Origin of the sequence: Allocoleopsis sp., assembly GCF_036703385.1 — a bacterium.
Classification (GTDB): Bacteria; Cyanobacteriota; Cyanobacteriia; order Cyanobacteriales; family Coleofasciculaceae; genus Allocoleopsis.
Genome location: NZ_DATNPA010000426.1, coordinates 1 through 11697, shown reverse-complemented (window position 1 = coordinate 11697; position 11697 = coordinate 1). Strand labels below are relative to the sequence as shown.

General features: G+C 47.2%; 13 protein-coding genes and 2 pseudogenes. 11 read left to right on the top strand and 4 right to left on the bottom strand.

The genetic code is table 11. From position 1 onward, the window contains the following. The 4 genes and pseudogenes from V6C93_RS21090 to V6C93_RS21075 all read left to right on the top strand — a co-directional run. Positions 1-971 (top strand): annotated as a pseudogene (locus tag V6C93_RS21090) (PEP/pyruvate-binding domain-containing protein); the annotation flags it as partial. Beyond that, a complete protein-coding gene (locus V6C93_RS21085) occupies positions 871-1131 on the top strand; it encodes a putative PEP-binding protein (RefSeq protein WP_349262784.1) in 261 nt (86 codons plus the stop codon). The pseudogene V6C93_RS21090 and the gene V6C93_RS21085, both read left to right, overlap by 101 nt. Positions 1132-1319: 188 nt before the next feature. Beyond that, a complete protein-coding gene (locus V6C93_RS21080; protein ID WP_333478640.1) occupies positions 1320-1961 on the top strand; it encodes a hypothetical protein in 642 nt (213 codons plus the stop codon). Positions 1962-1975: 14 nt separating this feature from the next. Beyond that, entirely contained in the window at positions 1976-2098 is a 123-nt protein-coding gene (locus V6C93_RS21075) for a hypothetical protein (RefSeq protein ID WP_333478639.1), read from the top strand. Here V6C93_RS21075 and V6C93_RS21070 read toward each other — a convergent pair. The 4 genes from V6C93_RS21070 to V6C93_RS21055 all read right to left on the bottom strand — a co-directional run bounded on the left by V6C93_RS21070 (position 2074) and on the right by V6C93_RS21055 (position 6391). Next, on the bottom strand, positions 2074-2220 hold the full coding sequence (locus V6C93_RS21070; RefSeq protein ID WP_333478638.1) for a hypothetical protein: 147 nt from the start codon (positions 2218-2220) through the stop codon (positions 2074-2076). The two genes, V6C93_RS21075 and V6C93_RS21070, sit on opposite strands and share 25 nt — an antisense overlap. Positions 2221-2475: 255 nt before the next feature. Then, on the bottom strand, positions 2476-3192 hold the full coding sequence (locus tag V6C93_RS21065; RefSeq protein WP_333478637.1) for a pentapeptide repeat-containing protein: 717 nt from the start codon (positions 3190-3192) through the stop codon (positions 2476-2478). 69 nt (positions 3193-3261) lie between these two features. Further along, complete coding sequence (locus V6C93_RS21060) at positions 3262-4662, bottom strand: DICT sensory domain-containing protein (RefSeq protein ID WP_333478636.1); 1401 nt, start codon at positions 4660-4662, stop codon at positions 3262-3264. Between the two features lie 145 nt (positions 4663-4807). Next, positions 4808-6391, bottom strand: coding sequence for a photosystem II high light acclimation radical SAM protein (locus V6C93_RS21055; protein WP_333478635.1), 1584 nt, complete (start codon positions 6389-6391; stop codon positions 4808-4810). Between the two features lie 569 nt (positions 6392-6960). On the opposite strand from V6C93_RS21055, the gene V6C93_RS21050 reads away from it, so the two are divergent. From V6C93_RS21050 to thiO, 7 genes and pseudogenes are all read left to right on the top strand, one after another. Continuing rightward, entirely contained in the window at positions 6961-7350 is a 390-nt protein-coding gene (locus V6C93_RS21050) for a DUF1830 domain-containing protein (RefSeq protein WP_333478634.1), read from the top strand. A gap of 107 nt (positions 7351-7457) precedes the next feature. Beyond that, positions 7458-7895 (top strand): DUF4079 domain-containing protein, encoded by a 438-nt coding sequence (locus V6C93_RS21045; RefSeq protein WP_333478633.1) that lies wholly within the window; start codon positions 7458-7460, stop codon positions 7893-7895. A 293-nt stretch (positions 7896-8188) separates the two neighbouring features. After that, positions 8189-8978 (top strand): annotated as a pseudogene (locus tag V6C93_RS21040) (RNA-guided endonuclease InsQ/TnpB family protein). A 60-nt stretch (positions 8979-9038) separates the two neighbouring features. Continuing rightward, positions 9039-9335, top strand: coding sequence for a hypothetical protein (locus tag V6C93_RS21035; protein WP_333478632.1), 297 nt, complete (start codon positions 9039-9041; stop codon positions 9333-9335). Positions 9336-9643: 308 nt separating this feature from the next. After that, positions 9644-9931, top strand: a complete 288-nt coding sequence (locus V6C93_RS21030; RefSeq protein ID WP_333478631.1) for a hypothetical protein — start codon at positions 9644-9646, stop codon at positions 9929-9931. Between the two features lie 288 nt (positions 9932-10219). Continuing rightward, complete coding sequence (locus tag V6C93_RS21025) at positions 10220-10531, top strand: hypothetical protein (protein ID WP_333478630.1); 312 nt, start codon at positions 10220-10222, stop codon at positions 10529-10531. 96 nt (positions 10532-10627) lie between these two features. Further along, positions 10628-11697: glycine oxidase ThiO (thiO, locus tag V6C93_RS21020; protein WP_333478629.1), on the top strand; the 1070-nt coding region annotated here is incomplete at its 3' end.

Below are 11697 nucleotides of genomic sequence, written 5' to 3'. Positions count from 1 at the left end.
CTGTTCGTTCCAGTGCGACGGCGGAAGACTTACCGGATGCCAGTTTTGCTGGTCAGCAGGAAACCTACCTCAACGTCTACGGTGTTCAAGATGTTATAGACTCCTGTCATCGGTGCTTTGCCTCGATCTTTACCGATCGCGCCATTTCCTATCGCACTGTTAAGGGGTTCGATCACTTTAATGTTGCTCTTTCCGTCGGTGTGCAAAAGATGGTGCGTTCCGACTTAGCAACCTCTGGTGTGATGTTCTCCATCGATACCGAAACCGGCTTTAAGAATGCAGCATTAGTAACGGCTGCCTACGGTTTAGGGGAAAATGTGGTTCAAGGTGCTGTGAACCCGGATGAATACTTTGTGTTCAAGCCCACTCTCAAACAAGGCTATCGCCCGATTTTGGAGAAACGCTTGGGCAGCAAAGAAATCAAAATGGTTTATGACATTGGCGGCACGAAGCTGACGAAGAACGTGTCAGTGCCGGAGTCTGAACAGCGGAAATATGCCCTCAATGATCAGGAGATTCTCCAGCTTGCCCGTTGGGCTTGTATTATTGAAGACCACTATTCCGACGTTCGGGGTCAATACACTCCGATGGATATTGAGTGGGCAAAAGACGGACTCACGGGTGAACTTTACATCGTCCAAGCTCGTCCGGAAACTGTACAATCCCAGAAATCAGCCAGTGTTCTGAGAAGTTATCAGCTCAGGGGAACCTCCGAAGTGCTGATTACCGGCCGTGCTGTTGGGGAAATGATCGGTCAGGGCAAAGCTAAAGTCATTCTCGATGTCCACAAAATCGACGAGTTTGAACCCGGTGAAGTCTTAGTAACGAATAAGACTGACCCCGACTGGGAACCCATTATGAGGCGAGCGAGTGCGATCGTCACTAACCAAGGCGGACGCACCTGCCACGCAGCCATTATTGCGCGTGAAATGGGAATCCCGGCGATCGTGGGTTGCGGCAATAGCGAAGAAGAATAATCGCAAGATTGGGATTTGTGGTCAGGCTCCAAGCGATTATCCTGAGTTTGCCAAGTTCTTAGTTGAGTTGGGAATTGATTCGATGAGTTTGAATCCTGACTCGGTGATGAAGACCCTATTGATGGTGGCTGAAGTCGAGAAAGCACAAGGCTAGTTTTGGCTGTGTTTCTGGTTGAGGCTTAGTCGAGTGTAGACTATGAAGCGATCGCACTTTACCCAAATGAAAGTGCGATCGTTTTTTGTTTGGGTAGTCAAAGAGTTGATCCCCCCAACCCCCCTTAAAAAGGGGGACTAAGATGAGGATGTGCGAGCTTTTTATTGATTGCGTTTTGGGTTGCATCTATGGATAATACCAGTTCTCGATTTTACTTTTTATCGAGTTTCATATTGGGGATTAATTTATTATTAGTTAATTATGTATTTCCTTTTTGGAAAATCACTGAACCTCTGTCTTGGTTGGATTTGGCTTTTCTATTAATACCTCTAATTGGTATAATATCAATCAATCTTGCTTTAATTGTAAATCTGATTAAGAGAATCAAAAAGCTTGGGAAGGGAGAGACAATTGCCATTTTTCCCTATGGGATAAATTTATTCACTTTTATTATCTTGATAGTTGGCATAACTCATACTTCATATCAACTGAATCCTATTAATAACTTCAACTCTTATGTCAGACAGCGAGAGAAAATAGTTTTAATGATTCAGTCCGGTCAATTAGCAGGTAAGAAAAATTGGGGAAGTGAAGAAGGTAATTCTAGAGAAATAATTCAACTTCCTCCCAAGTATAAAGGTCTTTCAAGGAAGGGAGAAATCAGAGTAGATAGAGAGCCAGGGAAAGTTGAAATTGTATTCACTCATAGCACAATAGGGTTCGGAGATGGAAGTCGCGATTTTATCTACTACAAATCAGATAAGGACAAATCTAGTGTTCCCTATTCGGGAATTAAAAAGTTAAAAGAACACTGGTTTTATTCTGATTAATAATTTAAATGCTCGTGCCAGAACCCAACCTCATGCAGCGACTCGCCGCCGTTCAGGTACGCGACAAGAAACGAGTAGTAACTAGTCAGGCACAGGTGCAGGCAAAACTCTCTCAGCCGTCCTCGCCAGTCGCGTGATTAACACCCATCTCACTGTTATTGGCTGCCCCAATAGCGTTGTCGAGGGTTGGGAAAAAGCCATTCTCGATATTTTTCCAGACAGACACCATAAACGCTTGCTCACAATGTGCATGATGCAAATTACACCCTCCTGACTCCTGAATTCTGACTCCTGACTCCTATTTTCAAGCTAGTGTAGTTGCCAAAAAGACCTTTACACCTGATTGGACAAAAGCCACCCTGTTGTTAGCGATCGCAATATCTGGAAGTTTACCCACATCCGGGCTTTGAAAACAGAACGCAGAGGGCAGAGGACAGAATGATTCTTACTGGTATGAACGGCGTACACCAGAAGACATGAAGATTTTTAGTTCTTCTGCCTTCTGCCCTCTGCCTTATTCTGGTGTGACATCTTTGATAGAAGTATGCTCGATTTCAGTGAGCCTCAAGGGGATTTTCACCTGTTCCAAGGGCGGCGTGACTTTTGCATGAGATGTGCCAATTAAACACGCTTCTGCTAAATTAACGCCCTCCAAGTTAGCTCCCTCTAATTCCGCACACAGGAGATTGGCCTCTGTAAAGTTCGCACCTGCCAGATTTGCACCTCGCAAGTCTGTCTCTTCCAAATTGGCATTACTCAAGCTAGCTCCTTGTAAATCCGCTTGAGACAAATCCGCCCCTTTGAGATTGGCACTGTTGAGATTCGCACCTCTGAGATCGGCACCGCGTAAATCAACGCCTTGCAAGTTGACTCCCATCAGGTTGGCACCACTCAAAAATGCGCCTGCCAAAGTCGCCTTCGGAAGCTTTGCGCCCATTAAGTTGGCACCTCGGAGATTGCTACCCCGCAAATCTGCACTGCTCAAATCGGCTTGCATCAAGTTGGCACCGAGGAAATTGGCTCGTAAATCGGCGGTGGCGAGTTTGGCTCCAACCAAGTTAGCGCCATCTAAACGGGCACCATTGAGATTGGAGCCAGAGAAATTGGCTCCCGCCAGTGTCGCCCCAGCCAAGTTAATACGCTCCAGTTGACTGTTAGAAAGATCTTCCTCTTCTAAATCGACTCCTGGTAGTTGCTTGAGTTTCCCAGAGCGAATTGCTTCTATCTCCATCACTTAACTCAAAAAAATTAGGTTGACCTAGATAAACATTGAACCTTGGACGGTGGCAAGTTGAATGTTCTAATCTTCAACCTTCAACTTGCTAGCTATCAACTCTTCATTCGGATGGGAATCGAGCAACCACATCCCTGCTGCAATTTTAGGTTGATTGACCTGCAAACTCATGCCTTGTTGCATTCCCATCACCAGTAAAGCGAGAGCTTCAACCAGTTTAGGGTCAAAGGCTTCGCCTGCTCGGCGCTGACATTCCATCAACGCTTTGGATAAGATCTCTTCGAGATTTGGCGTTGTCTGTTCTCCTTCGGATGACATCCGTAGCTGTCTAACATGCCACTGAAAGTGAGCCACCAATCCTAGAATTCTCGACTCTAAGGGAATGGCATCATAAGCTAACCCGGCTGGCGTACCAGTACCATCCCACCACTCGGTTTGATGGGTGATGATTTGGGCGATCGCTCTCATGCGGGGCATCACTCGTAATGCTTGCACTGCCGAAGTTAAAGAGCAACTGGGAGCTTCTTCCTGGGAATGAACAGCTGTCATCAAGGACGAACCTAACCCATGCAGCAACCCCGCCAGACGCAGACGCTTCAGTTGCCAGGACGGTAAATCCAACAACTGTCCCATTGCCTCTGCCATTGCGGCTATCTCAGCCGCTGCCAAGGGATTGGCCGCATTGGCTTGGTCGATCAGCTGTGCCATCCGCAAAAATGCCTGCATCTCGCTAGATACAAGGTTTTCATCCAATTCCTGCTCATGAATCGGCGCGGCAAACAGTTCACTTTCCCCAATGTGAGAGACATCTTCTTGACTATGTTGAAGATAATCCACCACACGGGTCACCACTATCCCAATATCATCTCGCGGTTTGGTACCATAGGCGGCTGTAATTGTCTGTATTTGCCTTTTCAAGGCTTGCTGCAAGTCTGGAGCGTAATGACCGATATGAGCGATCGCTAGCTCCATTGTCTCCTGCACCAGTTCGGCTTCAAACGTCCAAAATCCATAGAACTTGCGTTCAAGGTCATTCTCTGGTACTCCGGTCGGACCGTAATCCGTTGACGATAACTCTTGACATAGCACCATAGCAGAGTACGTCTCCGACAGAATCATCAGATGCCACTCTTGAGCCACGGGATCATCCGGGGTCAGATTCACCAGCGCCACATTCGAGCGTTGGCTCGTTGGGTGTTCGGCAAAGCCTGCATCGGCTGTCGCCATAATCACCACATGAGACGCCTTATCCGCTAAATCTCCATAACGCTCTGCCTCTTTCAAATACCACTTACCTCGCTGGAAAGCCGTAATCATCAGAGGCGTACCGCCAGACTCCAGAATGAAGTCTTCCAGAGCATGGCACAGAGCAACCAGGGTATTTTTGTAATAAACCCCAAAGTTCAGAGGTCTTTTACTTCCTCGATGGGCTGCTTCTAACTTTTGTAAAATTGACCCTTCCAGCATGGATAGAAAAGTTGAATGTTAGCAAGTTGAAGGTTGAACGTTAGTGAGTTGGAGGTTGAAGGTTAGTTAGCGATGTAGTTGAATGTTAGCAAATTGGAAGTTTACGCCAAGACACACCAACCTTCAACCTTCAACCTTTCTAGCTTTAACTCGTGAGAGCTACCAATTGTTTCTGGTGTGCCTGCTTCGGTTCAATGGGAGCCGTGAGTGCTTCCTCTAAATCGGCACAACCGAACCGTTCTTCCAAAATCTTCATCACCTCGCGACCAAAGTCATTGGGGTTGACCCGCCATGCTTGGAGACAGACTTCCCCAAAGAATGAGCCTAAAGGTTCTGGATTCCACAGCAGTTTTTTCGCTGTCCAAGGCATTAAACTCATTGGGTCATAGTCTCGATTGAGAATGTTATTTTCAAAAGCATACTCTTCTAAGTGAGTGTGGGGCTGTAACCCAATGAAGAAGATAGCGGGTTCCACTTTATCCGCGCCAAATATTCGCTCTAACTCTCGGTGATACGCAATCGTCTGACGAATGGTTTCTGGTCGTTCATCGATTACATTAAAGGAGTAATTGACAGAAACCAGGTCATTAAAGCCAGCCGCTTTCAAATCACGGCAGTTTTGTAAGACGGTGCGCAGATTGTAACCCATCCGCATCTTCCTGACTAGTTCTTGAGAGCCACTGGTGATACCAATTTCAAAGTAATTCATGCCGGTCTTTACCATCAGCTCGCACAGTTGGGGCGTCAGATTGTCTGCCCGAATATAAGCGGCCCAATGAATATCCGTCATGCCGGAGTCGATAATTCTCTGCAAGAGTTCCACGGCATCATCCATAAACCGCCGCGCTGGGATGAACTGAGCATCGGTAAACCAGAAGTTACGGACGCCGCGCTCATAAAGCTGGCGCATCTCAGCCACTACTTCATCCGCTGGGTTGATCCGTACCTGTTTCCCTTCCACGACTGTATAGACGCAATAGCAGCAATTGTGCGGGCAACCTCGCTTTGTTTGCACACCTATATAGAAGTCGTTTTCTTGCAGGTAATAATCGAAGCTAGGCCAGATTTGCTGGATGTAGTCGTAATTGCAAGCCGTTTTTTCCAGGGGAGCGGGTTGCTCGTGAATTAAGCGATCGCGCGGTTTTGTCTGCCCAACCACATAACAGCGCTCATTCTGAAACCCTTGATTCCTGAGAAGTTTCTCTAGTAAAGCTTCTCCTTCACCCACCGAAACAATCGTTCCACTTGGAAGCTTATTTTCCAGTTGTTCATAAAACACACTGACCGCCCCCCCGCCCACAATAGCACGCGCCTCTGGATTGTATTTTTGGGCACGTTTAACGCCTTGCTTAATCAAACCGAGGTTGCGCCAGAGTTCCGTGTAGTAAGAAGCTGCTAGACGCAGACCCCCCAAAGCTCCCCTGAGCTTTACGAAGGGGTTGCGGGCATAGTAGAACTCGAAGGCGTTTTGCAGGGGGTTGCCGCCTCGACCTCCCACGGGCGCATAAATTTGAATATCACGCCAGGAGAACACCAACAGTGTCGGTTGAAATTCGTCCACGCAGGTATCAAGGGCACTGGCAAAATCTAGGGGAGGTACAGTTCCCAAGTCAAAGATGCGCTGCTCAACCTCTGGAAACAACTTGTGGACGTGATCGGCTAAGTAGACCACACCAATCGGAAAGATTGGATTACAGGGAAGGCGAACATAGAGGATTTTCTGTGGCATTGTTAACTTCGTGTTACAGATGTTGTTTTTTATAAGTCACTGGCTCAAAACATAAATCCTTGAGTAACCCTCAGAGCAGATGAGCATCGTATTGGCTTAATGAGAGCGTTTTGAGTTGTTCTCCCACTTTAAGCGTCCAGGTTACATCCACCCTGAGCAAGCTGGCTCTCGGCTGACGCTGGGTCAGGCGTTTCCAGCTCCCTCTGCTTGGTGAGGGAGTAGTAACTCTAATTCTGAAAAGATTGTTCATATAACTTAACTTTAACAAGATTACCGACTTCTCTCAACTGTGTGGTATTTTTTTTGAAAGAAGAAAAAACGACAAAAGCAAGAGTAATCAGACCGCTGGCTTAGATACAGTGGGCTAAAAAGTTCGTTCTTTCTTGAATTTTGAAACTTTTGCCCAGGAAGGCGCGAAAAAAGCACAATCCAGAGGATTAATCACCGGATTCCTAAATTGCTAGCCCCTAGAAGACGTGATTGGTAGTAGGGTTTACAGCCAGTGGGGATCGCAGGTGCTAACTTGAGGGATGTAATAACAAGCTGAACTCTTTAATCCACTGGCAGTTATGGCTCAGATTCTTGATCCTCTCCCATCTGATAACGAAAATCAACACATTCTCTGCTGCTATGTGAATGCCACTAGCCATATACAGATCGCCCGTATAACAAACATTCCCAACTGGTATTTTGAGCGTGTTGTGTTTCCAGGACAGCGCCTAGTGTTTCAAGCCCTAGGCAAAGCTCAACTGGAGATTCACTCCGGCATGATGGCCAGTGCAATCCTTTCAGATACGATTCCTTGCGATCGCTTACGTGTAGATGAAGATGACAATGCTTTAGAACCACCCATAGCAAAACCCTTTGTAGAACCTACCACGCCGAAGCAATCGGTGGAAGTCGTCAATAATAAGATTCGATTAACCAAAGAAACTTTAACTTTCGCGACTCTCGGCTAGAGTCGCTTTCCTAGAGTCAGATTGAGAAAAGGGTTGCCAAATACGGCAACCCCTTACTTTTATGATGGGAGGAGAACGCTCTCCCCACCCCTTCGGGGGCTTATTGTGTGAATCTGCCTTCGTTTATCTGGCTTTGGAAAATAGCGGCTTGGTCAATGGGTTTGTCCCTCCTAGCCTATTTTCTGCTGAGTGTCACTGGGTTTGCTCTATACTCTGGACGCCAATCTCATCGTCCACAACCCCGTTGGTTGGGGTCTTTACACCTGATAATCGGTTGGGTGATGGTGGGTTTGGTCTTGCTGCTGCTAGCGATCGGAATTGTGGGCACCCTGGGTCATTTCGGTACTTTAGGGCACTCAGGACACTTAATCGCTGGATTGTCTGTGGTATTTCTGGTTGTACTTTCAGCAGGCAGTGCGACCCTGATTAGTACAGAACGGGATTGGGCGCGTGCCGTTCATGTTGGGACAAATATTGCGCTGTTGGTAGGATTTACCTGGGTTTCATTGACGGGTTGGCAGGTCGTGCAGAAATATTTACCTTAACGCTCTTGTGTCACTTTCGGAAAATCACGCTCGAAGCTACATTTTGAAAGCCTTCCTACGGTTGATTGAGCCAAGATATCGAATGTGCTTTCAGCCGTTGGAGAGTACCAACTAATTGCTATTGGTTGGGATTATAGAAACGCCTTATATCCCACATCCTTATTTGTGGGATATAAAGCGGGTCTGCTCCGTCCCTATGCAGACCAATCCCGAAGTACACAAGTTACGAAACTTAATAAGCAAGTTATGCGAAGTACATTTAGCATAATAACTGTGGTGGTTAGGTCGGTGCCATGATAATTTTCGAGTTCAAAATCAAAGCAAAAGACGCTCAATACAGAGCGATTGATGAGGCTATTCGCACATCTCAATTCGTCCAAAATTAAATGCTTAAGGTATTGGATGGATAACGAAAAAATGGGAAAATATGACCTCAATAAATATTGCGCTGTGTTAGCAGCAGAATTTTCCTTTGCTGACGAACTCAACTCAATGGCTAGACAAGCTGCGGCTGAACGTGCTTGGGCGGCAATTGCTCGGTTTTATGACAACTGTAAGAAGTTCGTAAAGGGCGCTAAACCGCAGTCAAAAAACTATCACAAAGCGAGACAACGATATGCTCGGAAGCATTTAAGAGTAAGCAGGCAACGAAAAGAATACTGCAAGCGAGTTGCGTATTCCGTCATCCAATCTAACGACTTGGTAGCCTATGAAGACTTAAATGTTCAAGGGCTGGTAAAGAATCGACATCTGGCTAAATCTATCAGTGACGCTGGTTGGTCAACGTTCCGTCAGTGGTTAGAATATTTTGGCTTTAAGTATGGGAAGGTAACGATTGCCGTACCGCCCCATAACACCAGTCAGAAAGTGAAAAAGTCCCTATCAACAAGAACCCATGTCTGTCCACATTGTGGGTTCATTGAAGATAGGGACGTGAACGCCGCCATCAACATCCTGAAATTAGCGCTCAGTACGCTAGGACATAGCGGAACTTACGCTTGGGGAGATTTGCTCTCTTGGGCGGTTGGAGCAATCCAGTCGTTTAACGGCGAGTCTGTGAACCAAGAATCCAACGCGCTTTAAGCCGTTGGAGTGTCAATCTTGTAGATAGATAGACGGACTATTCTTTGTTTTAACTCAGGTATGAACAGATTTATCGGGTTAATTATCATGGTAGCGGCGATCGCCGCTCTAATAGGAGCAGCGCTTGGCTGGCAATTTCCCTTCACGGGAGGACGAAATGAGAGTAACCAGACACTAGGAACTCGGCAAACAAATGTTCAATCTCGCAAATTAGGACAGGCGCAATCCCGTAATCAGCGAAACCCACCGCAAGGATTGGCGCAAGCACCAAACACGACTTCATCGTCTTCATCGTCAGGGGCAACAGACACGCAACAAGAACCATCAGACACCTCCGTCAAACCACCCCTTTGGTAGATGTGCTTGTGTAATTTGTAAGCCTTTTAGAGCTATTGGGTGATTCCTGGGGCTTCACCAGAGGACAGGCTCATGGGGAAGTGATGGGCTAAAGTTCGGCTGCCCCAGTGCGATCGCATCTGTCGCAGCTGAAGGCAGAGATAGGGAAACAGGCTCTGAACTCGCCATGTTCTTAAAGAAGTTCAAAGAAAAAAATCATAGTACGGAACTTCAAAAAAATAAATGTTAGTTTTGATATGTTTTCTAATTGACGGACATACGGAGTTGTTTTTAACCCAGGTATGAACAGATTTATTGGAGTAATTATCATGGCGGTTGCCGTTGCCGCGCTGGCAGGAGCAGCTATTGGTTGGCGCTTTCCCTTCCTGGGGCGAAATCAGAGTGCAAACCGATTAGAAACACCTCAACAGCGTACAGTCGTCCAACCCGCTAAACAGACAAGGACTTTAGGTGCCAGTCAGCCTAATAGAACTACACAGGCTCTCAATAGTGCTCAGACAACTGCACAAGCACCGGATGCGACGACCAATCCAGACGCGACGAATCCGCCACCACCACCATCCAACACTGACGAACCAGTACCCGCACTTTGGTAGAGTGTGCTTGATACGCTTCTGGGTGTTGGTTCTCTAACTATAGGGTTGCTCGGTTATTTTGGCTGCGTCTGCGACTTATCGCTCCGGCTTTTTCTTTCAAAACGACGGATTGAGGGTCTTACTGACCCTGCACGCCCATCTGCTAGTAATTTAGCACCAAGGCTGGTAATCTGAAGTCTGGAGTCGCAGCCATGCCTAAAAAAGCGGAGAAAAAGTAACTATTAACTGATTAGTTTTGATAGCTTCTTTCGATTGACGGCTTGTAGTATTTGTGATTAGACCCAGGTTATGAACAAATTTATTGGATTAATGATCAGGGTAGTAGTTGTTACTGCTCTTGTTGGCACAGTAACAGGCTGTAATAGAGTTCCCTTCCTGGGTCGGAATCAAAGTGCAAATCAAGCCGGTGATTCTCCAGAAGCAACACAAAACCAAGGCGGTACGCGAACGCAGGTGCAACGAGCTTCTCAGCCAGCTAGGCAAGCCCAAAACAGTACTCAGACAAACTCACAGTCACCGGATGATAATTTAAATCCCGAAGCAACCAACACGGGGACTGGGCAATCAGGCAGTAACCAAGGGTTGCCTGCACTATGGTAAAGTAAAAAGCTTGAGTTTTGAGTTGTTTGTTTCTAGGTTTAAGGCAGTAACGAACAACTGTGTAGGCGTGCCCGAGGCGCGTCTAGATTTTTCATAATGAACGCAGCAAGTGACATTCTCATTATCGGCGGCGGCGTTATCGGTTTAGCGATCGCCGTCGAACTCAAGTTGCGGGGTGCAACAGTAACCGTTGTGACCCGTGATTTCAAACAAGGGTCTACTCTAGCAGCCGCAGGGATGTTGGCTCCTTTTGCCGAAGGCATTCCCCAAAGTCCCATGTTGGATTTATGCCTGCGATCGCGATCGCTGTATCCTGAATGGATTCGCAAACTTGAACAGCTAACCGGTGTGACGACAGGCTACTGGCCTAGCGGGATTTTAGCACCCGTGTATGAACAGCCAACAGATTTTCAAGGCAAGGCCAGTCAATGGTTAGACCGAGATGCCATTCATTTGTATCAGCCCGGTTTGGGTGCCGATGTCGTGGGGGGGTGGTGGTATCCCGAAGATGGACAGGTGGATAACCGGGAACTCGCTCAAGCCTTGCGTTTGGCTGCCCAAGAATTAGGTGTTAATCTCCGCGAAGGGATTGACGTTGAAGCCATAGAACAGCAAAATTGCCGGGTTCGTGAGGTGAGAACCTCTGCGGGTGAATTTCAAGCCGACCATTACGTCCTGGCAACGGGTTCCTGGTCGAGTCAGTTGTTGCCTCTGCCAATCCGTCCCAAAAAAGGGCAGATGTTATCGGTGCAGGTGCCCCAAGACCAGCGTCAGTCTTTACCGTTACAGCGGGTACTCTACGGTTCCGACACTTATATCGTGCCGCGTCGAGACGGGCGGATTCTAATCGGGGCAACGGTTGAGGATGTCGGCTTTGCGCCTTACAACACTCCCAAAGGAATTCAAACCCTGCTGGCACAAGCAATACGTTTATACCCGGAATTGCAGGATTGGCCGATACAAGAGTGCTGGTGGGGATTTCGACCGACAACACCCGATGAATTACCCATTCTCGGCGCGAGTGATTGCGAAAATCTTACTCTGGCGACGGGTCACTACCGCAATGGCATTCTTTTGGCACCAGCAACAGCCGTGTTAATGGCGGATTTGATTAGTGAGCAAAAGTCTGACCCTCTGCTAGAGCATTTTCAATGTAATCGACTCTA